This is a genomic window from Escherichia sp. WS3227_2 (genome assembly GCF_046486495.1).
Taxonomy (GTDB): Bacteria; Pseudomonadota; Gammaproteobacteria; order Enterobacterales; family Enterobacteriaceae; genus Escherichia; species Escherichia coli.
On record NZ_JBJQLG010000008.1, the window covers coordinates 203,010 to 224,404 of the forward strand.

Sequence of the window (21,395 nt, forward strand, 5' to 3'; positions counted from 1 at the left end):
GGTCAACTCCAGATATAGTCATGAGACTATTCTAACCGCTAAGCACAGAAAAGCACTCCCCTTTTGTGCGGTCAGCTTTGCGTGGCGTCCGTTTTCCGTCACAATAAGACTTTTGCCAGGATATTGTTATGCAGGCCGAAATCCTTCTCACCCTTAAGCTCCAACAAAAATTATTCGCCGACCCGCGCCGCATTTCGCTACTAAAACACATTGCGCTTTCCGGTTCCATTAGCCAGGGAGCGAAAGATGCCGGTATCAGCTATAAAAGCGCCTGGGATGCCATTAACGAAATGAATCAGTTAAGTGAGCATATTCTGGTCGAGCGCGCAACAGGCGGTAAAGGTGGCGGCGGCGCAGTACTGACCCGCTATGGTCAGCGACTGATTCAGCTCTATGACTTACTGGCGCAAATCCAGCAAAAAGCCTTTGATGTGTTAAGTGACGATGACGCCCTGCCGCTGAACAGCCTGCTGGCCGCGATCTCACGTTTTTCACTGCAAACCAGCGCCCGTAACCAATGGTTTGGCACCATCACCGCCCGCGATCATGATGACGTTCAACAGCATGTTGATGTCTTACTGGCTGACGGAAAAACACGCCTGAAAGTCGCAATTACCGCACAAAGCGGCGCGCGTCTGGGGCTGGATGAAGGCAAAGAAGTGTTGATATTACTAAAAGCGCCGTGGGTAGGCATTACTCAGGACGAAGCGGTCGCACAAAACGCCGACAACCAATTACCGGGTATTATTAGTCATATTGAGCGCGGCGCAGAGCAGTGCGAAGTATTAATGGCGCTACCCGACGGGCAAACACTGTGCGCCACAGTGCCGGTAAATGAAGCGACTTCTCTTCAGCAAGGACAGAATGTCACGGCCTACTTTAATGCCGACAGCGTGATTATCGCCACGCTGTGCTAAGCGTGTTGACAATTTGTTATGAAACACGTATCCCTGTCAGTAATCGCTGCACAAAATGGGATATAAAATGTCATCATTGCAAATTTTGCAAGGCACGTTTCGTCTTAGCGACACAAAAACGCTGCAATTGCCTCAGCTAACGTTAAACGCGGGTGATAGTTGGGCGTTTGTCGGTTCGAATGGAAGCGGGAAATCGGCCCTGGCCCGCGCGCTGGCGGGGGAACTTCCGCTTTTGAAAGGTGAGCGGCAAAGCCAGTTTTCCCACATCACTCGTCTCTCCTTCGAGCAATTGCAAAAGCTCGTCAGCGACGAATGGCAGCGGAATAACACCGATATGCTCGGCCCTGGCGAAGATGACACCGGGCGTACCACGGCTGAAATCATTCAGGATGAAGTAAAGGATGCACCGCGTTGTATGCAACTGGCGCAGCAGTTCGGTATTACCGCCCTCCTCGACCGACGCTTTAAATACCTTTCCACTGGCGAGACGCGAAAAACCCTGCTGTGTCAGGCGCTGATGTCGGAGCCTGACTTGTTGATTCTTGATGAGCCGTTCGATGGCCTGGATGTTGCCTCACGTCAGCAGCTGGCTGAGCTACTCGCCTCGTTACATCAGTCCGGTATTACTCTGGTACTGGTGCTCAATCGCTTCGATGAGATCCCGGAATTTGTCCAGTTTGCTGGCGTGCTGGCGGATTGTACGTTAGCGGAAACGGGCGCTAAAGAGGAACTGCTCCAACAAGCACTCGTTGCGCAACTGGCGCATAGCGAACAGCTTGAAGGTGTACAACTGCCGGAGCCGGATGAACCTTCAGCACGTCACGCCTTACCCGCCAACGAACCGCGCATTGTGCTGAACAATGGCGTGGTTTCTTATAACGATCGCCCCATTCTTAATAACCTTAGCTGGCAGGTGAATCCAGGCGAACACTGGCAAATTGTCGGGCCAAATGGCGCGGGAAAATCGACGTTATTAAGCCTGATTACTGGCGATCATCCGCAAGGTTACAGCAACGATTTAACGCTTTTCGGACGACGTCGCGGCAGCGGCGAAACCATCTGGGATATCAAAAAGCATATCGGTTACGTCAGCAGTAGTTTGCATCTGGATTACCGGGTCAGCACTACCGTGCGTAATGTGATCCTGTCTGGTTATTTTGATTCGATTGGCATTTATCAGGCCGTTTCGGATCGCCAGCAAAAGCTGGTGCAGCAGTGGCTGGATATTCTCGGCATTGATAAACGCACGGCTGACGCTCCTTTCCATAGTCTTTCCTGGGGACAGCAGCGTCTGGCGCTGATTGTCCGCGCACTGGTGAAACATCCGACGTTGCTTATTCTCGATGAACCACTACAGGGGCTTGATCCACTCAATCGCCAGCTTATCCGCCGTTTTGTTGATGTGCTGATTAGCGAAGGTGAAACGCAATTGTTGTTTGTTTCGCACCACGCTGAAGATGCGCCTGCCTGTATTACCCATCGTCTTGAGTTCGTGCCGGACGGTGACTTTTATCGCTATGCGCTGACAAAAATAAACTGAGTCGGTAATGCTGACTGTACCGGAGGCGGCCTAAACGCCCTCTCCGGCCAACGGTTCGACGCATGCAGGCATGAAACCGCGACTTTTTTCAGATAAAAAGCGCAATCATTCATAAACCCTCTGTTTTATAATCACTTAATCGCGCATAAAAAACGGCTAAATTCTTGTGTAAACGATTCCACTAATTTATTCCATGTCACACTTTTCGCATCTTTGTTATGCTATGGTTATTTCATACCATAAGCCTAATGGAGCGAATTATGAGAGTTCTGGTTACCGGTGGTAGCGGTTACATTGGAAGTCATACCTGTGTGCAATTACTGCAAAACGGTCATGATGTCATCATTCTTGATAACCTCTGTAACAGTAAGCGCAGCGTACTGCCTGTTATCGAGCGTTTAGGCGGCAAACATCCAACGTTTGTTGAAGGCGATATCCGTAACGAAGCGTTGATGACCGAGATCCTGCACGATCACGCTATCGACACTGTGATCCACTTCGCCGGGCTGAAAGCCGTTGGCGAATCGGTACAAAAACCGCTGGAATATTACGACAACAATGTTAACGGCACCCTGCGCCTGATTAGCGCCATGCGCGCCGCGAACGTCAAAAACTTTATTTTTAGCTCCTCCGCCACCGTCTATGGCGATCAGCCCAAAATTCCATACGTTGAAAGCTTCCCGACCGGCACACCGCAAAGCCCTTACGGCAAAAGCAAACTGATGGTTGAACAGATCCTCACCGATCTGCAAAAAGCCCAGCCGGACTGGAGCATTGCCCTGCTGCGCTACTTCAACCCGGTTGGCGCACATCCGTCGGGCGATATGGGCGAAGATCCGCAAGGCATTCCGAATAACCTGATGCCATACATCGCCCAGGTTGCTGTAGGCCGTCGCGACTCGCTGGCGATTTTTGGTAACGATTATCCGACCGAAGACGGTACTGGCGTACGCGATTACATCCACGTAATGGATCTGGCGGACGGTCACGTCGTGGCGATGGAGAAACTGGCGAACAAGCCAGGCGTACACATCTACAACCTCGGCGCTGGCGTAGGCAGCAGCGTGCTGGACGTGGTTAATGCCTTCAGCAAAGCCTGCGGCAAACCAGTTAACTATCATTTTGCACCGCGTCGCGAGGGCGACCTTCCGGCCTACTGGGCGGACGCCAGCAAAGCCGACCGTGAACTGAACTGGCGCGTGACGCGCACACTCGATGAAATGGCGCAGGACACCTGGCACTGGCAGTCACGCCATCCACAGGGATATCCCGATTAAGGAACGACCATGACGCAATTTAATCCCGTTGATCATCCACATCGCCGCTACAACCCGCTCACCGGGCAATGGATTCTGGTTTCACCGCACCGCGCTAAGCGCCCCTGGCAGGGGGCGCAGGAAACGCCAGCCAAACAGGTGTTACCTGCGCACGATCCAGATTGCTTCCTCTGCGCAGGTAATGTGCGGGTGACAGGCGATAAAAACCCCGATTACACCGGGACTTACGTTTTCACTAATGACTTTGCGGCCTTGATGTCTGACACGCCAGATGCGCCAGAAAGCAACGATCCGCTGATGCGTTGCCAGAGCGCGCGCGGTACCAGCCGGGTGATCTGCTTTTCACCGGATCACAGTAAAACGTTGCCAGAACTCAGCGTTGCGGCATTGACGGAAATCGTCAAAACCTGGCAGGAGCAAACCGCAGAACTGGGGAAAACATACCCATGGGTGCAGGTCTTTGAAAACAAAGGTGCGGCGATGGGCTGCTCTAACCCGCATCCGCACGGACAGATTTGGGCAAATAGCTTCCTGCCTAACGAAGCTGAGCGCGAAGACCGCCTGCAAAAAGAATATTTTGCCGAGCAGAAATCGCCAATGCTGGTGGATTATGTTCAGCGCGAGCTGGCAGACGGTAGCCGTACCGTTGTCGAAACCGAACACTGGTTAGCCGTTGTGCCTTACTGGGCTGCCTGGCCGTTCGAAACGCTACTGCTGCCCAAAGCCCACGTTTTGCGGATCACCGATTTGACCGACGCCCAGCGCAGCGATTTGGCGCTGGCGTTGAAAAAGCTGACCAGTCGTTATGACAACCTCTTCCAGTGCTCCTTCCCCTACTCTATGGGCTGGCACGGCGCGCCATTTAATGGCGAAGAGAATCAACACTGGCAGCTGCACGCGCACTTTTATCCGCCTCTGTTGCGCTCCGCCACCGTACGTAAATTTATGGTTGGTTATGAAATGCTGGCAGAGACCCAGCGAGACCTGACCGCAGAACAGGCAGCAGAGCGTTTGCGCGCAGTCAGCGATATCCATTTTCGCGAATCCGGAGTGTAAGAAATGAGTCTGAAAGAAAAAACACAATCTCTGTTTGCCAACGCATTTGGCTACCCTGCCACTCACACCATTCAGGCGCCTGGCCGCGTGAATTTGATTGGTGAACACACCGACTACAACGACGGTTTCGTTCTGCCCTGCGCGATTGATTATCAAACCGTGATCAGCTGTGCGCCACGCGATGACCGTAAAGTTCGCGTAATGGCAGCCGATTATGAAAATCAGCTCGACGAGTTTTCCCTCGATGCGCCCATTGTCGCGCATGAAAACTATCAATGGGCGAACTACGTTCGTGGCGTGGTGAAACATCTGCAACTGCGTAACAACAGCTTCGGCGGTGTGGACATGGTGATCAGCGGCAATGTGCCGCAGGGTGCTGGGTTAAGTTCTTCCGCTTCACTGGAAGTCGCGGTCGGAACCGTATTGCAGCAGCTTTATCATCTGCCGCTGGACGGCGCACAAATCGCGCTTAACGGTCAGGAAGCAGAAAACCAGTTTGTTGGCTGTAACTGCGGGATCATGGATCAGCTAATTTCCGCACTCGGCAAGAAAGATCATGCCTTGCTGATTGACTGCCGCTCACTGGGGACCAAAGCAGTTTCCATGCCCAAAGGTGTGGCTGTCGTCATCATCAACAGTAACTTCAAACGTACCCTGGTTGGCAGCGAATACAACACCCGTCGTGAACAGTGCGAAACCGGTGCGCGTTTCTTCCAGCAGCCAGCCCTGCGCGATGTCACCATTGAAGAGTTCAACGCTGTTGCGCATGAACTGGACCCAATCGTGGCGAAACGCGTGCGTCATATCCTGACTGAAAACGCCCGCACCGTTGAAGCTGCCAACGCGCTGGAGCAAGGCGACCTGAAACGTATGGGCGAGTTGATGGCGGAGTCTCATGCCTCTATGCGCGATGATTTCGAAATCACCGTGTCGCAAATTGACACTCTGGTAGAAATCGTCAAAGCTGTGATTGGCGACAAAGGTGGCGTACGCATGACCGGCGGCGGATTTGGCGGCTGTATCGTCGCGCTGATCCCGGAAGAGCTGGTGCCTGCAGTACAGCAAGCTGTCGCTGAACAATATGAAGCAAAAACAGGTATTAAAGAGACTTTTTACGTTTGTAAACCATCACAAGGAGCAGGACAGTGCTGAACGAAACTCCCGCACTGGCACCCGATGGTCAGCCGTACCGACTGTTAACTTTGCGTAACAACGCAGGGATGGTAGTCACGCTGATGGACTGGGGTGCGACTTTACTTTCAGCCCGTATTCCGCTTTCCGATGGCAGCGTCCGCGAGGCGCTGCTCGGCTGTGCCAGCCCGGAATGCTATCAGGATCAGGCCGCGTTTCTGGGGGCCTCTATTGGTCGTTATGCCAACCGCATCGCCAATAGCCGTTATACCTTTGACGGTGAAACCGTGACGCTTTCGCCAAGTCAGGGCGTTAACCAGCTGCACGGCGGCCCGGAAGGGTTCGACAAACGTCGCTGGCAGATTGTGAACCAGAATGATCGTCAGGTACTGTTTGCCCTGAGTTCAGATGATGGCGATCAGGGCTTCCCGGGTAATCTCGGTGCGACGGTGCAATATCGTCTGACCGACGATAACCGTATCTCCATTACTTATCGCGCCACAGTTGATAAACCTTGCCCGGTGAATATGACTAATCACGTCTATTTCAATCTTGACGGCGAGCAGTCTGACGTGCGCAATCACAAGTTGCAGATTCTGGCGGACGAATATCTGCCGGTTGATGAAGGCGGCATTCCGCACGACGGCCTGAAATCTGTCGCCGGAACGTCTTTTGATTTCCGCAGCGCCAAAATCATCGCCAGTGAGTTTCTTGCCGACGACGATCAGCGCAAAGTGAAAGGTTACGATCACGCGTTCTTGTTACAGGCCAAAGGCGATGGCAAGAAAGTGGCGGCGCATGTCTGGTCAGCAGATGAAAAATTGCAGCTGAAGGTCTACACCACCGCTCCGGCTCTGCAATTCTACTCCGGCAACTTCCTCGGCGGCACACCGTCGCGGGGAACCGAACCTTACGCCGACTGGCAAGGGCTGGCTCTGGAAAGCGAATTTCTGCCGGACAGCCCGAACCACCCTGAATGGCCGCAACCAGACTGCTTCCTGCGTCCTGGCGAAGAGTATTCCAGCCTGACGGAATATCAGTTTATTGCTCAGTAATGTTAAGCCCTCGTCATGAGGGCTTTATCCTCATATTGTTCAAATCACCAGCAAACACCGACATATTTGCAACTCAATATTCACAACAACCTTACACTGCGACACTATTTTCGCTATGGTTATGCGTAAGCATTGCTGTTGCTTCGTCACGGCAATATAATGAGAATTATTATCATTAAAAGATGATTTGAGGAGTAAGTATATGGCTGTAACTAAGCTGGTTCTGGTTCGTCATGGCGAAAGTCAGTGGAACAAAGAAAACCGTTTCACCGGTTGGTACGACGTGGATCTGTCTGAGAAAGGCGTAAGCGAAGCAAAAGCAGCAGGTAAGCTGCTGAAAGAGGAAGGTTACAGCTTTGACTTTGCTTACACCTCTGTGCTGAAACGCGCTATTCATACCCTGTGGAATGTGCTGGACGAACTGGATCAGGCATGGCTGCCCGTTGAGAAATCCTGGAAACTGAACGAACGTCACTACGGTGCGTTGCAGGGTCTGAACAAAGCAGAAACTGCTGAAAAGTATGGCGACGAGCAGGTAAAACAGTGGCGTCGTGGTTTTGCAGTGACTCCGCCGGAACTGACTAAAGATGATGAGCGTTATCCGGGTCACGATCCACGTTACGCGAAGCTGAGCGAGAAAGAACTGCCACTGACGGAAAGCCTGGCGCTGACCATTGACCGCGTGATCCCTTACTGGAATGAAACCATTCTGCCGCGTATGAAGAGCGGTGAGCGCGTAATCATCGCCGCACACGGTAACTCGTTACGTGCGCTGGTGAAATATCTCGATAACATGAGCGAAGAAGAGATTCTTGAGCTGAATATCCCGACTGGTGTGCCACTGGTGTATGAGTTCGACGAGAATTTCAAACCGTTGAAACGCTATTATCTGGGTAATGCTGACGAGATCGCGGCGAAAGCAGCGGCCGTTGCGAACCAGGGTAAAGCGAAGTAAACGTCATTCGCTTAAAAATGAGAAAGCCGACTGCAAGTGAGCCGGCTTTTTTGTTTGTCGTTGCTAACAATGGAGCACATTGCCTGATGCGACGCTACGCGTCTTGTCAGGGCTACGGTGATTCATCGGATACGCCACTCTGACGGCGCATCCGACAATTAAACCTTACCCGCGACGCGCTTTTACTGCATTCGCCAGTTGACGTAATAGAGCATCGGTATCTTCCCAGCCGATGCAGGCATCAGTGATGCTCTTTCCGTAGGCCAGCGGCTCCCCGCTCTCGAGGCTCTGATTGCCTTCCACCAGATGGCTTTCCACCATCACGCCAATAATGGCCTTTTCGCCACCGGCAATCTGCTGGCAAACGTCAGCACAAACATCCATCTGCTTTTTGAATTGTTTGGACGAATTAGCATGGCTGAAATCGATCATCACCTGTGCTGGCAGGCCTGCTTTGTTCAGCCCTTCTTTCACTTCAGCAACGTGCTTCGCGCTGTAGTTAGGCTCTTTACCGCCGCGCAGAATGATATGGCAATCGCCGTTACCGCTGGTATTCACAATCGCCGAATGCCCCCATTTCGTTACGGACAGGAAGCAGTGCGGCGCACCGGCGGCATTAATGGCATCGATAGCCACTTTAATCGTACCATCAGTGCCATTTTTGAAGCCTACCGGGCAAGAAAGACCAGACGCCAGTTCGCGGTGCACCTGCGATTCCGTAGTACGTGCGCCAATTGCGCCCCAGCTCATCAGGTCAGCGAGATATTGTGGGGTGATCATATCCAGGAATTCACCCGCCGCTGGCAGACCGCTGTCGTTAATATCGAGCAGCAATTTTCGGGCAATACGCAGACCGTCGTTGATCTGGAAGCTGTTATCCATATGCGGATCGTTAATCAGCCCTTTCCAGCCTACCGTAGTACGCGGCTTTTCAAAATAGACGCGCATCACGATTTCCAGCTCATCTTGCAGCTCTTCACGCAGCGTCAGCAAGCGAGTGGCATACTCTTTAGCCGCGACAGGATCATGAATTGAGCACGGACCAATCACAACCAACAGGCGATCATCATTACCTTTCAGGATCTTATGGATCGCTTTTCGGGCATGGGCGACCGTATTCGCGGCATTTTCAGTAGCGGGGAATTTTTCCAGCAATGCGACAGGAGGAAGTAACTCTTTGATTTCTTTGATGCGTAAATCGTCGTTCTGATAATTCATGTCTGTTCCAGTGTTGCCATACTTATCTTAGTGAATGCAATACTTCCAATCTATATCTTCCGTCAGAATGTGTAAACGGGGTTTTACACTATGAACGGATTAATCCTGGAATTAGCAAGAAAAACGCCAGATTGTCGCGAAAAACGAGATCTCTCCTACAATTTCTAACTGTAACTCCTTTGTTTGTTAATTATTTCAAGATTCTCTGCTGGGTATCTTTGCCTGGCTGAAATCTTAAACCATTGCCTTATATTCACCTGCAAATGCACTGTTGGAAGAGGTTATCCGACATAACGACCATAACAGGAGCATCCTATGAAAATGACAAAACTGGCCACACTATTTTTGACTGCCACTCTAAGCCTTGCCAGCGGTGCCGCACTGGCAGCCGATAGCGGAGCGCAAAGCAATAACGGCCAGGCAAACGCCGCAGCTGATGCGGGCCAGGTAGCCCCTGACGCCCGTGAAAATGTCGCGCCAAATAACGTCGACAATAACGGGGTAAATACCGGTTCTGGAGGCACAATGCTGCATCCGGATGGTTCTTCAATGAACAACGACGGCATGACCAAAGATGAAGAGCACAAGAACACCATGTGCAAAGATGGTCGCTGCCCGGATATCAATAAAAAAGTCCAAACCGGTGATGGCATCAACAATGATGTCGATACCAAAACCGACGGTACCACGCAGTAACCCTGCGAAATAGCCAATAATGGGAGAGCGGAGTCTCTCCCTTTTAATTTTTCCCTTCTAAAAGCAGTATGATGTCATAAAGTTAAGTGAGAATAATTAAGGGATGACTCGTCATGGCGCACTCACACTCACACACTTCCTCACACCTGCCAGAAGATAATAATGCTCGTCGCTTGTTGTATGCTTTCGGCGTGACTGCCGGGTTTATGCTCGTAGAAGTCATTGGTGGTTTTCTTTCCGGTTCTCTGGCATTGCTGGCCGATGCGGGTCATATGTTGACCGATACTGCCGCCCTGCTTTTCGCCCTACTCGCAGTGCAATTTTCCCGTCGTCCTCCCACCATTCGCCACACTTTCGGTTGGCTAAGATTGACCACGCTCGCGGCGTTTGTGAATGCCATCGCCCTGGTGGTGATTACTATTTTGATTGTCTGGGAGGCGATAGAACGCTTCCGCACTCCGCGTCCGGTCGAGGGCGGCATGATGATGGCAATTGCCGTGGCTGGGCTGCTGGCAAATATACTTTCTTTCTGGTTACTTCATCACGGCAGCGAAGAGAAAAACCTCAACGTGCGAGCAGCGGCACTGCATGTGCTCGGGGACCTGCTGGGTTCGGTTGGGGCTATTATTGCCGCGTTGATTATTATCTGGACCGGCTGGACACCTGCTGACCCCATTCTCTCAATACTGGTGTCGCTTCTGGTTCTGCGTAGCGCGTGGCGACTGTTGAAAGATAGCGTGAATGAATTACTTGAAGGTGCACCGGTATCGCTGGATATCGCCGAACTGAAGCGTCGTATGTGCCGGGAAATCCCGGAAGTCCGCAATGTGCACCATGTACATGTATGGATGGTAGGCGAGAAGCCGGTGATGACGCTGCATGTGCAGGTGATCCCGCCACACGATCACGATGCCTTGTTAGATCAGATCCAACACTACCTGATGGATCACTATCAGATTGAGCACGCCACCATTCAGATGGAATATCAACCTTGTCATGGGCCAGACTGCCACCTGAATGAAGGGGTGTCTGGCCATTCACATCATCACCATTAATGGGACAGCGCGCGTGAACCTCTTTCGCGTGCGCTGTTGATCCACATCCGGCTGCCGTTGAGGGCAATAAAGGTCAGGATGATGTACTCCAGAGACATGGCGTAAACGCCCTGAAGTGCAAAAATAACGACGCTAATCACGTTAATAATCACCCACAACAGCCAGTTTTCCACATACTTACGCGTCATCAGAATCATTGCCACGATAGATAACACCATCATGCATGAATCCCAGAACGGGAAAGCGTCCGGTTGCAGTTCAGGCATCACAACCTGTAATCCTAATGCTTGCATGATCATGACTGCCACGCGGGTCAAAAATGCAAACACCGGATTGATAAATACCGTCATCAGACCAATCGAAACAACGCAAACCGCCAACCAGCTTAGCGCCTTCGGCAATGGCAACCAGCGAATTTTCAACTCCGCCTCGTTCTGACTGGTTTGTCGCGACCACGCATACCAACCGTAAATATTCGCGGCAAAGAAAAACACCTGTAATAGCAGGCTGGCATACAGCTGAATCTGAAAGAAAATAATGCCAAACAAGGTGACGTTGATCAGGCCAAAGAAGTAGTTGCTGATCTTCTCCAGACTGGCAAGGCCAATACACAGCAACCCGGCGATCGTGCCTACCGCTTCGATCCATGAGAGATCATAACCGCCTGCCCCTATTGGTATATGTACCAAGATATTCTGCACACTAAAAAAATCCATCTTTCCCCCAAAGCGTAACGTTACGCCTTATTATTCGTTATCCACGTAGTGTAGCCGCAAAATCCAGCATACGATTGAGCGGCACCAGCGCCCTCTCTCGCAGCCTTTCCTCAACATGAACCTCGTGATTGCTTCCTTCCTGTTCTAATGCCTCTGCGATGGCCTGAAGGCCATTCATGGCCATCCACGGACAATGCGCGCAGCTGCGGCAGGTTGCGCCCTCACCCGCGGTTGGTGCTTCCAGTAACTCTTTATCTGGCACCGCCTGCTGCATTTTGTAGAAAATACCCCGATCGGTTGCCACGATAAGTCGCTGATGTGGCAATGTTTTCGCAGCAGCGATCAGTTGACTGGTGGAACCGACCGCATCCGCCATCTCTACAATAGCTTGCGGTGATTCTGGATGCACCAGTATGGCAGCATCCGGGTATTCTTCTTGCAAGCGGGTTAACGCCTGAGTCTTAAACTCATCATGCACAATGCAGGCACCCTGCCAGCATAAAATGTCTGCGTCCGTCTGTTTTTGCACGTAACGCCCCAGATGTTTGTCAGGTGCCCAGATGATTTTTTCACCCAAACTATCCAGATGATCAATAAGTTCGACGGCAATGCTTGAAGTTACCACCCAATCTGCGCGCGCTTTTACCGCAGCAGAAGTGTTGGCGTAGACGACGACAGTACGATCGGGATGGGCATCGCAAAATGCGTTAAATTCTTCAACAGGGCAGCCGAGATCCAGTGAACATTCAGCCTGAAGTGTCGGCATCAGAATTGTTTTTTCCGGACTGAGAATTTTGGCGGTTTCTCCCATAAATCTCACCCCAGCGACTAACAACGTAGAAGCGGGATGCTTTGCACCGAAGCGCGCCATTTCCAGAGAATCAGAAATACAGCCACCGGTTTCTTCTGCCAGTTGTTGAATTTCGGGATCGGTATAGTAATGGGCAACCATCACCGCATTACGTTCTTTTAGCAGACGTTTTATCTTCTCGCGGTAATACGCTTTTTCATCAATGCTTAACGGCGTCGGCTTCGGGGGGAAAGGATAAATCGCCGTGTCTGGATCAAACATCACGCTCATCTTACCATCTCGTTTTACAGGCTTAACGTTAAAACCGACATGAGCGTAATATTCGCTGTTATCGGTGTAATTTGTTTTATATGCTAAACAAGATAGTCGAATGGTGGGGAAAAGTCACTCGAATTACGTATGAGATGCCGAATGCCACACTTTGCGTCTTATTTCTCCGACGTAAAGTTGTTTACGCAGCAAACGCGGAGTATGTCATCTGGGTTAAGAATTGAAATTGAGAGATGCCTGAATAGCAAAAAAGCGCCTTTAGGGCGCTTTTTTACATTGGTGGGTCGTGCAGGATTCGAACCTGCGACCAATTGATTAAAAGTCAACTGCTCTACCAACTGAGCTAACGACCCCTTGCGGGATTATGCTGCTTTAATCATTCAGGATGGTGGGTCGTGCAGGATTCGAACCTGCGACCAATTGATTAAAAGTCAACTGCTCTACCAACTGAGCTAACGACCCATACGGGTGTTACCTGAAAGATTTCTACTCGGAACCAATCTTTAAAATTGGTGGGTCGTGCAGGATGACTCGCTTCGCTCGCCCTACGGGCCGTTGCTGACGCAACGTTATCCTTCACGCTTAACATCTGAGTTTGATGTTAAAATTGGTGGGTCGTGCAGGATTCGAACCTGCGACCAATTGATTAAAAGTCAACTGCTCTACCAACTGAGCTAACGACCCGAGTGGTGGGTGATGACGGGATCGAACCGCCGACCCCCTCCTTGTAAGGGAGGTGCTCTCCCAGCTGAGCTAATCACCCGATACTGCGCTGGATACTACAAACTACTTCCACCGAACCCACCGTAATTAGTGGTGGGTCGTGCAGGATTCGAACCTGCGACCAATTGATTAAAAGTCAACTGCTCTACCAACTGAGCTAACGACCCGGTGGTGGGTGATGACGGGATCGAACCGCCGACCCCCTCCTTGTAAGGGAGGTGCTCTCCCAGCTGAGCTAATCACCCGATACTACGCTGGATACTACAACTAACTAGGTTAGTGGTGGGTCGTGCAGGATGACTCGACTTCGTCTCGCCCTTCGGGCCGTTGCTGACGCAACGTTATCCTTCACGTTTTACTACCGCGTCCACCTTAGCGATTGGTGGGTCGTGCAGGATTCGAACCTGCGACCAATTGATTAAAAGTCAACTGCTCTACCAACTGAGCTAACGACCCACTTTTTCGTTGCTTTCGGTTTGTTTGATATCCCGTGGCAACGGCGGCATATATTACTGATTTCAGACTTGAGCGCAACAAAAATTTCGATGTAGATCACTCAACTGCTTATGATTCGCACGACACGACCAGAAATAATGCGACTTCTGGTCGTGTGTTATGCATTACATCGCGTTCAGACGTTTTTGCGCCTGTTTAGCGCCATCAGTACCAGGGTATTTACTGATAACCTGCTGGTATACGGCTTTCGCTTTTGCGGTGTCACCTTTGTCCTGCATGATGACGCCGACTTTAAACATCGCATCTGCAGCCTTCGGTGACTTCGGATAGTTTTTCACTACCGAAGCAAAATAATACGCCGCATCATCTTTTTTACCCTTGTTGTAGTTTAACTGACCCAGCCAATAATTGGCGTTTGGCAGGTAAGTTGAATCAGGGTAATTTTTGATGAAATTCTGAAATGCCACCATTGCGTCATCCTGGCGGGATTTATCCTGCACCAGCGCAATTGCTGCATTGTAATCCGTGTTTGCATCGCCGCTTTTCACCGGCGCGCCAGCATTCGCAGTACCAGCATCAGCTGTCGGCGTCGTTGATGTCGCCGCACCGCTTTGATCACCGCTGGTTGATTGCGCCGCTGCACCACCGCTGCTGAGGCTGTCGATCTGCAACAGGATCTGCTTTTGCCGCTCCACGACCTGATTCAGTTGATACTGATTTTCCTGAATCTGACCGCGCAGGGAATCAATATCGGATTGATTATCAGAGAGTTGTTGCTGGAGTTGGGTTAAAAGCTGGCTGTGAGCATTTGAAATACGCTCAAGTTGAGTGACGCGGTCTTCGACCGAGCCTGAGCCGACACTACTGATTGGTGCCTGAGCAAAAGCGGCCCAGGGGGCCGCTATACCAACCAGTAACGACAGACTCAATAGTTGATGTCTGAAGTTACTGCTCATGCAATTCTCTTAGTAAACCAGTACCGCACGACGGTTTTTGGAGTATGCCGCTTCGTCATGACCCAGTACTGCAGGTTTTTCTTTACCGTAAGAAACGATGGAGATCTGGTCTGCAGAAACGCCTTTACCCTGCAGGTACATCTTAACGGCGTTCGCACGACGTTCACCCAGGGAGATGTTGTATTCCGGAGTACCACGTTCGTCCGCGTGACCTTCTACGGTGACTTTGTAAGACGGGTTGCTACGCAGGAAGTTTGCATGTGCATCCAGCATTTGAGCGAAGTCAGAACGGATATCGTACTTGTCCAGATCGAAGTAAACGATGTTGTTCTGCTGCAGCTGTTGCATTTGCAGACGAGCCTGCTCTTCGGAAGACATGTTGCCGTTGCCGCCGTTCGCATCCATACCAGTGCCGGCACCCAGCATGCCTTCGCTGCCGTCATTGCTGGCGTTCTTGTTGGAAGAACATGCCGCAATTGCCATAACAGGCAGAGCAATCATCAGCCCTTTCAGCACTTTGTTCAGTTGCATTTCAATGATTCCTTTACTATTCAATTAATTATTATCACAGATACGGCGACCAGGCAGGGAATTTGACCTGTCCATCAGTTGCCGGAAGACGCGCTTTGAAACGCCCATCTGTAGAAACCAAATTCAGCACGGATCCCATCCCCTGAGAAGAGCTGTAGATTACCATAGTGCCGTTAGGTGCCAGACTTGGCGTTTCATCCAGGAACGTGGACGACAGAACTTGTACGCCTCCCGTTGCCAGATCTTGTTTGGCAATGTGCTGCTGCCCACCATTGGAGCTGACCATTACCATAAATTTACCGTCGCTGCTGACATCCGCATCCTGGTTCTGCGAACCTTCCCAGGTAATACGTTGTGCCGCACCGCCGTTGATATTCACTTTATAAACCTGTGGACGACCGGCCTGGTCAGAAGTAAATGCCAAGTTCTGGCTGTCCGGGAACCAGGTCGGTTCGGTATTGTTACTGCGACCATCCGTCACCTGGCGGATCTGACCAGAAGCCAAATCCATTACGTACAGGTTCAGACTACCGGTTTTCGACAAGGCGAATGCCAGTTTGCTGCCGTCTGGCGAGAATGCAGGTGCACCGTTGTGACGCGGGAATGAAGCCACCTGACGTACAGCGCCATTTGCCAGCGTTTGGATGACCAGCGCGGAACGACCGCTTTCGAAGGTCACATAAGCCAGTTTAGAACCGTCTGGTGACCACGCCGGAGACATCAGCGGCTGCGGTGAACGGTGAACGACAAACTGGTTGTAACCGTCATAGTCAGATACGCGCAGTTCATACGGGAACTGACCGCCGTTGGTCTGAACAACGTAGGCAATACGGGTACGGAACGCACCTTTAATGCCGGTCAGTTTTTCAAACACTTCATCACTGGCGGTATGACCAGCATAACGCAGCCACTGCTTGTTCACTTTGTACGAGTTCTGAGCAAGTACAGTACCCGGTGCGCCGCCAGTGTCAACAAGTTGATAAGCAACATTGTAAGAACCATCCGGATTCGGAGTGACCTGACCGACAACTACAGCGTCAATGCCCAGTGCGGACCATGCAGCTGGTTGTACTTCCTGCGCACTACCCGGCTGCTGTGGCAGACGAGCGCGATCTAACGGATTAAATTTACCGCTGTTACGCAAGTCAGCAGCAACGATGCCGCCAATATCTTCAGGTGCCGCACCAGGACCCGCCCACTGGAAAGGAACAACACCAATAGGACGACCGGAATCTACACCGCTGTCGATCACAATGCGGACTTCAGCATGCAGAACTGATGCCCACAGTATGAGAAAACCAAATGCTACTCGTAATGCCTGCTTCATCATATCTCCCTTATCTGGACCGATGGCCCACGATAATTTAGCAGAATGTTAACAAACTAAAATACACAAAACTACCAGAACCCCGTGGCAACCGGTGCCTGATGTTGACCGTCGGAAAAGTCAACATCGCGATTACGGTTTGAAGTCCAATGGCGCGTTTTTGAACACTTCATATACTGCCTGGCTTGGTGGTTTCGGGATCTTCGCAAGTTTAGCTGCTGCCAACGCAGCCTGACAAAGTGCGGGATCGCCACCTTCAGGTTTGATATCCAGTAACATACCATCGGGTGCCAGTTTTATGCGCAGCGTACAGGTTTTGCCTGCATAGGACGATGCGTCATAGAACTTACTTTCGATAGCAGATTTAATCTGCCCGGCATAGTTATTGATATCGGCCCCTGATGCGCCATTGTTTTTAGTATTACCACTCCCGGCTGGCGAAGCATTGTTCCCTTTCGCCCCTCCCCCCGTTTTCGGTGCATTCTTACCAGAGCTTAGCTCACCGAAAATATCATCTGCCTCTGCGGCAGCTTTTGCTGCAGCGGCTTTTTCAGCTGCTGCTTTTGCCGCTGCCGCTTTTTTGTCTGCGGCGGCTTTTTCTGCCGCTGCTTTCTTATCAGCAGCTGCCTTTTCAGCAGCCGCTTTTTCTGCTGCTTTTTTGTCGGCTGCAGCTTTCTCTGCTGCCGCTTTCTTATCAGCTGCAGCCTTTTCAGCAGCCGCTTTCTTCTCAGCTTCTGCCTTGGCTTTTTCAGCAGCTTCAGTTGCCGCTTTCTTTCTTGCTTCAGCTGCAGCTGCTTCTGCCGCTTCCGCTTTCTTCTTCAGTGCCGCCGCGGCTGCCTCGGCTTTTTTCTGCGCTTCGGCTGCGGCTTTGGCGGCTTCTGCTTCTGCTTTTTTCTTCGCGTCTGCAGCCGCTTTCTTCGCAGCTTCTTCCGCAGCTTTAGCATCCGCTTCGGCCTTCGCTTTAGCATCTGCCGCCGCTTTCGCTGCCGCTTCTTCCGCTTGCTTCTGCTTTAACTCGGCCTGTTTTGCGGCTTCTTCAGCCTGCTTTTTCTGTTCCTGAGCAGCTAACCGCTCTTTCTCAAGTTGCTTCAGGCGTTCCTGTTCAGCCGCTTGTTTCTCACGCAGTTCTTCAGCAGCCTGCTGTTCCTTCATCTTGCGCTGCTCATCAGAACGCTTCGCGCTTGATTCCTGGCTTTGCATGCGTTTGTACTGCTCAACTACCGCACCTGAATCAACCATGACAGCGTCGATGGATGAACCACCGCCGCCTCCGGCTGAAGCTTCTATATTCTCATCGAACGAACTCCAGATCAGCGCCGCAAATAAGATGACATGCAGCACTGCTGAAATAATTATCGCCCGCTTGAGCTTGTCGTTTTGTTCGGTTGCCTTTGACACTCTCGGTTTCCAAAAACTGTTCGCCTGTTACCCGCTCTCTTTCAAGCAAGGGAAACGCAGATGTTTAGATAGGCTGCGTCATTAAACCAACCGATTTCACACCCGCACTATGTAACAAGTTCAGTGCTTTAATTATTTCATCGTAAGGCACATCTTTTGCGCCACCGATCAGAAAGACCGTTTTCGGGTTGGCCTTGAAACGGCTGGACACTTCCGCCACCACCTGCTCTGGTGGTAAACGCTCCAGGCGATCTTTCTCAACCACCACGGTGTACTGACCAATACCAGACACTTCAACAATCACTGGCGGATTATCGTTACTGCTCACCGCCTGTGATTCAGTAGCGTCTGGCAGATCGACCTCCACGCTCTGGGTGATGATGGGCGCTGTCGCCATAAAGATCAGCAACAGCACCAGCAGTACGTCCAGCAACGGTACAATGTTGATTTCGGACTTGAGATCGCGACGACCTCGTCCACGCGCTCTGGCCATGGCTTACCCCTTGTTGCTCTCGCTAACGGTAAACGCCTGGCGGTGCAGAATCGCGGTAAACTCTTCCATAAAGTTGTCGTAATTCAGTTCCAGTTTGTTTACGCGCTGGTTGAGACGGTTATAAGCCATTACCGCCGGAATTGCGGCGAACAGACCAATTGCCGTCGCAATCAACGCTTCTGCGATACCGGGCGCAACCATTTGCAGTGTTGCTTGTTTTACCGCCCCGAGGGCGATAAAGGCGTGCATGATCCCCCAGACCGTACCAAACAGACCAATATACGGGCTGATGGAGCCAACCGTACCGAGGAACGGAATGTGCGTTTCCAGATTTTCAAGTTCACGGTTCATGGAGATACGCATAGCACGCGACGCCCCTTCCACTACGGCTTCCGGCGCATGGCTATTGGCACGATGCAGGCGCACAAACTCTTTGAACCCGCTGTAAAAGATTTGTTCCGAACCAGTCAGATTATCCCGTTTCCCCTGGCTCTCTTGATAGAGGCGAGAGAGTTCGATTCCAGACCAGAATTTATCTTCAAACGCTTCGGCTTCGCGCGCCGCTGCGTTAAGAATACGGGTCCGCTGGATAATAATGGCCCAGGATGCGATTGAAAAACCAATCAAAATCAACATGATAAGTTTAACCAGAAGGCTAGCCTTCAGGAACAAATCAAGGATATTCATGTCAGTCACTGCTTAAACTCCGCGACAATAGACTTGGGAAGCGCACGAGGCTTCATTTTGAGTGGGTCAACGCAAACAACCAGAACCTCTGCTTCATTCAGCAAAGTATTCTCGGCGTTGACAATACGTTGCGTGAAAACCAAAAAGGTGCCACGCATTGATGTTATTTCAGTCTGTATTTCGAGCATATCGTCGAGCCGCGCAGGTGCGTAATATTCCACCGTCATTTTACGTACCACAAAGGCAACGCGTTCAGCCATCAGCGCCTGTTGACTGAAGTGATGATGACGCAGCATCTCTGTGCGTGCTCTTTCATAAAAAGCGACGTAACTGGCGTGGTACACCACACCACCGGCATCGGTATCTTCATAGTAGACGCGAACCGGCCATCGAAACAGCGTTGTATTCACTTTACATCCCGGTAATGCAACAAAAGTTAGAGCTTTTAAACGCTGCTACTATACGCGCGCGATTGAGGTTTGGGAATGAGGGCAAGTTAAGGGAGCGTAAAAATTTATGGGCCTGGAGCGGCCCATAATTTTTTAAAGAGAATTCTGATTTAAAAGAAGAAGAAAATCAGCCCGACAATGAGAACAATATCGGCAAGCAATGGGCAAAAAATCCCTTGCCAGAGAACCTTCTGCGGACGAAAGCCCACGCCGTGAATCACACCAGCACAGACGGCCCACATCAGCAATAAACCATGCCAGATTTCCAGTTCACTGGTCTTCGCGGCAAAACGAGATGGGTCCCAAAACATACATCCTGCTAACAGAAGCGCCATCACGAAGGAAAGCGCCCGCAGGGGGCGCTTGTCCATTACCGCATACAAGGTTGCGATAATCTTACTCATCAGATGTCTTCTTGACCGGCTTTGCCTGATTCGACGTGCTCAAGCGCCAGCGCAGTGATTACCCCAAACGAACAGGCAAGAAGCGTTCCCAGAATCCATGCGAAATACCACATTTTTAGCTCCTTACTTAGTACAGAGAGTGGGTGTTACGTTCAATATCTTCTTTGGTGATACGACCGAACATTTTCCAGTAACACCAGGCAGTGTAGAGCAGAATGATCGGTACCAGAACCACCGCAACCCAGGTCATGACGTTAAGTGTCAGCTGGCTGGAAGTTGCATCCCACATTGTCAGACTTGCGTTCATCATGGTGCTGGACGGCATCACAAACGGGAACATTGCGATACCGGCTGTCAGGATGATGCAGGCCAGCGTCAGGGAGGAGAACACAAACGCCCACGCGGCTTTATCCATACGTGCAGTCAGGATGGTCAGCAGCGGCAGAACCACACCCAGTGCCGGAATAGCCCACAGAATCGGCGTGTTGTTGAAGTTAACCAGCCATGCGCCAGCTTCACGAACCACTTCTTTATTCAGTGGGTTAGATGCCGCGTAATGATCCATTGTTGATTTCACAACATAACCATCGATACCGTACATCACCCATACGCCAGCCAGTGCGAAACAGACCAGTGTCACCAGTGCCGCCACCTGAGCCGTTGCACGGGTACGCAGGTGCAGTTCGCCCACGGTACGCATTTGCAGATAGGTTGCGCCCTGAGTAATGATCATCCCTACGCTCACCACGCCTGCCAGCAGGCCGAACGGGTTAAGCAGCTGGAAGAAGTTACCGGTGTAGTACAGACGCAGATATTCATCAACGTTGAACGGTACGCCCTGCAACAGGTTACCGAACGCTACACCAATCACCAGCGGCGGAACGAAGCTACCAATGAAGATGCCCCAGTCCCACATGTTACGCCAGCGGGTTTCTTCAATCTTGGAGCGGTAGTCAAAACCGACCGGACGGAAGAACAAAGACGCCAGCACGAGGATCATCGCCACATAGAAGCCGGAGAACGCAGCGGCATAGACCATCGGCCAGGCAGCAAAGAGTGCGCCGCCTGCGGTGATCAGCCAAACCTGGTTACCGTCCCAGTGTGGTGCAATGGAGTTAATCATAATTCGACGCTCGGTGTCGTTACGACCGAGGAAACGGGTGAGCATGCCCACCCCCATGTCGAAACCGTCAGTGACTGCAAAACCAATCAGCAGAACGCCAACCAGCAGCCACCAGATAAAACGCAATACTTCATAATCGATCATTTGACGA

The 21,395-nt window shown here is 51.3% G+C and carries 22 protein-coding genes and 7 tRNA genes; 9 read left to right on the forward strand and 20 right to left on the reverse strand.

The features are described from left to right. Positions 1-128: 128 nt before the first annotated feature. From modE to gpmA, 7 genes are all read left to right on the forward strand, one after another. Positions 129-917, forward strand: coding sequence for a molybdenum-dependent transcriptional regulator (gene modE / locus ACJHXB_RS13485; protein WP_001147439.1), 789 nt, complete (start codon positions 129-131; stop codon positions 915-917). A 67-nt stretch (positions 918-984) separates the two neighbouring features. Then, entirely contained in the window at positions 985-2,457 is a 1,473-nt protein-coding gene (gene modF, locus ACJHXB_RS13490) for a molybdate ABC transporter ATP-binding protein ModF (protein ID WP_000096860.1), read from the forward strand. Positions 2,458-2,717: 260 nt separating this feature from the next. Further along, a complete protein-coding gene (gene galE, locus ACJHXB_RS13495) occupies positions 2,718-3,734 on the forward strand; it encodes a UDP-glucose 4-epimerase GalE (protein WP_001265443.1) in 1,017 nt (338 codons plus the stop codon). 9 nt (positions 3,735-3,743) lie between these two features. Further along, on the forward strand, positions 3,744-4,790 hold the full coding sequence (gene galT, locus ACJHXB_RS13500; protein WP_000191508.1) for a galactose-1-phosphate uridylyltransferase: 1,047 nt from the start codon (positions 3,744-3,746) through the stop codon (positions 4,788-4,790). Between the two features lie 3 nt (positions 4,791-4,793). Further along, positions 4,794-5,942 carry a galactokinase gene (gene galK, locus ACJHXB_RS13505; protein WP_000053413.1) on the forward strand — a complete coding sequence of 383 codons (1,149 nt, stop codon included), beginning with the start codon at positions 4,794-4,796 and terminating at the stop codon, positions 5,940-5,942. Continuing rightward, a complete protein-coding gene (galM, locus tag ACJHXB_RS13510) occupies positions 5,936-6,976 on the forward strand; it encodes a galactose-1-epimerase (RefSeq protein ID WP_000931390.1) in 1,041 nt (346 codons plus the stop codon). The genes galK and galM overlap by 7 nt, the downstream gene beginning before the upstream one ends. Before the next feature lie 202 nt (positions 6,977-7,178). Then, positions 7,179-7,931 carry a 2,3-diphosphoglycerate-dependent phosphoglycerate mutase gene (gpmA, locus tag ACJHXB_RS13515; protein WP_001295305.1) on the forward strand — a complete coding sequence of 251 codons (753 nt, stop codon included), beginning with the start codon at positions 7,179-7,181 and terminating at the stop codon, positions 7,929-7,931. Between the two features lie 165 nt (positions 7,932-8,096). Here the strand turns inward: gpmA and aroG are convergent, their stop codons facing one another. Continuing rightward, entirely contained in the window at positions 8,097-9,149 is a 1,053-nt protein-coding gene (aroG, locus tag ACJHXB_RS13520; RefSeq protein WP_001109212.1) for a 3-deoxy-7-phosphoheptulonate synthase AroG, read from the reverse strand. A gap of 315 nt (positions 9,150-9,464) precedes the next feature. Here aroG and ACJHXB_RS13525 point away from each other — a divergent pair, with 315 nt between their 5' ends. Then, positions 9,465-9,845 (forward strand): YbgS-like family protein, encoded by a 381-nt coding sequence (locus ACJHXB_RS13525; RefSeq protein WP_000784342.1) that lies wholly within the window; start codon positions 9,465-9,467, stop codon positions 9,843-9,845. A gap of 113 nt (positions 9,846-9,958) precedes the next feature. Beyond that, positions 9,959-10,900, forward strand: coding sequence for a CDF family zinc transporter ZitB (gene zitB / locus ACJHXB_RS13530; RefSeq protein WP_000951276.1), 942 nt, complete (start codon positions 9,959-9,961; stop codon positions 10,898-10,900). Here zitB and pnuC read toward each other — a convergent pair. The 19 genes from pnuC to cydB all read right to left on the reverse strand — a co-directional run bounded on the left by pnuC (position 10,897) and on the right by cydB (position 21,388). Beyond that, entirely contained in the window at positions 10,897-11,616 is a 720-nt protein-coding gene (gene pnuC / locus ACJHXB_RS13535; RefSeq protein ID WP_000345410.1) for a nicotinamide riboside transporter PnuC, read from the reverse strand. The genes zitB and pnuC overlap by 4 nt on opposite strands. A 37-nt stretch (positions 11,617-11,653) precedes the next feature. After that, entirely contained in the window at positions 11,654-12,697 is a 1,044-nt protein-coding gene (gene nadA, locus ACJHXB_RS13540; protein WP_000115279.1) for a quinolinate synthase NadA, read from the reverse strand. A gap of 277 nt (positions 12,698-12,974) precedes the next feature. Next, positions 12,975-13,050: transfer RNA gene (locus ACJHXB_RS13545), tRNA-Lys, on the reverse strand. 33 nt (positions 13,051-13,083) lie between these two features. Then, positions 13,084-13,159, reverse strand: a tRNA-Lys gene (locus ACJHXB_RS13550). 146 nt (positions 13,160-13,305) lie between these two features. Then, a tRNA-Lys gene (locus ACJHXB_RS13555) sits at positions 13,306-13,381 on the reverse strand. Between the two features lie 3 nt (positions 13,382-13,384). Beyond that, positions 13,385-13,460: transfer RNA gene (locus ACJHXB_RS13560), tRNA-Val, on the reverse strand. A gap of 51 nt (positions 13,461-13,511) precedes the next feature. Further along, positions 13,512-13,587 (reverse strand) — tRNA-Lys (locus ACJHXB_RS13565). Between the two features lie 2 nt (positions 13,588-13,589). Continuing rightward, positions 13,590-13,665: transfer RNA gene (locus ACJHXB_RS13570), tRNA-Val, on the reverse strand. A gap of 135 nt (positions 13,666-13,800) precedes the next feature. Further along, positions 13,801-13,876 (reverse strand) — tRNA-Lys (locus tag ACJHXB_RS13575). 164 nt (positions 13,877-14,040) lie between these two features. Further along, positions 14,041-14,832: a cell division protein CpoB gene (cpoB, locus tag ACJHXB_RS13580; RefSeq protein WP_000097573.1), complete on the reverse strand. Its 792-nt coding sequence runs from the start codon at positions 14,830-14,832 to the stop codon at positions 14,041-14,043. 9 nt (positions 14,833-14,841) lie between these two features. Then, the gene (gene pal / locus ACJHXB_RS13585) at positions 14,842-15,363 is read right to left on the reverse strand and encodes a peptidoglycan-associated lipoprotein Pal (protein ID WP_001295306.1); all 522 of its coding nucleotides are present in this window, start codon (positions 15,361-15,363) and stop codon (positions 14,842-14,844) included. 34 nt (positions 15,364-15,397) lie between these two features. Then, the gene (tolB, locus tag ACJHXB_RS13590; protein ID WP_001469076.1) at positions 15,398-16,690 is read right to left on the reverse strand and encodes a Tol-Pal system beta propeller repeat protein TolB; all 1,293 of its coding nucleotides are present in this window, start codon (positions 16,688-16,690) and stop codon (positions 15,398-15,400) included. A gap of 132 nt (positions 16,691-16,822) precedes the next feature. Next, complete coding sequence (gene tolA / locus ACJHXB_RS13595) at positions 16,823-18,088, reverse strand: cell envelope integrity protein TolA (protein WP_000030637.1); 1,266 nt, start codon at positions 18,086-18,088, stop codon at positions 16,823-16,825. 64 nt (positions 18,089-18,152) lie between these two features. Next, on the reverse strand, positions 18,153-18,581 hold the full coding sequence (tolR, locus tag ACJHXB_RS13600) for a colicin uptake protein TolR (RefSeq protein WP_000090097.1): 429 nt from the start codon (positions 18,579-18,581) through the stop codon (positions 18,153-18,155). A 3-nt stretch (positions 18,582-18,584) separates the two neighbouring features. Then, positions 18,585-19,277: a Tol-Pal system protein TolQ gene (gene tolQ / locus ACJHXB_RS13605; RefSeq protein WP_000131314.1), complete on the reverse strand. Its 693-nt coding sequence runs from the start codon at positions 19,275-19,277 to the stop codon at positions 18,585-18,587. After that, positions 19,274-19,678, reverse strand: coding sequence for a tol-pal system-associated acyl-CoA thioesterase (gene ybgC, locus ACJHXB_RS13610; RefSeq protein WP_001098379.1), 405 nt, complete (start codon positions 19,676-19,678; stop codon positions 19,274-19,276). The genes tolQ and ybgC overlap by 4 nt, the downstream gene beginning before the upstream one ends. A 149-nt stretch (positions 19,679-19,827) precedes the next feature. Then, entirely contained in the window at positions 19,828-20,121 is a 294-nt protein-coding gene (gene ybgE / locus ACJHXB_RS13615) for a cyd operon protein YbgE (protein WP_000034602.1), read from the reverse strand. After that, positions 20,121-20,234: a cytochrome bd-I oxidase subunit CydX gene (cydX, locus tag ACJHXB_RS13620; RefSeq protein ID WP_000270282.1), complete on the reverse strand. Its 114-nt coding sequence runs from the start codon at positions 20,232-20,234 to the stop codon at positions 20,121-20,123. Before cydX ends, ybgE begins: the two co-directional genes overlap by 1 nt. Before the next feature lie 14 nt (positions 20,235-20,248). Then, positions 20,249-21,388, reverse strand: a complete 1,140-nt coding sequence (gene cydB, locus ACJHXB_RS13625) for a cytochrome d ubiquinol oxidase subunit II (RefSeq protein WP_000568275.1) — start codon at positions 21,386-21,388, stop codon at positions 20,249-20,251. Between the last annotated feature and the right edge of the window lie 7 nt (positions 21,389-21,395).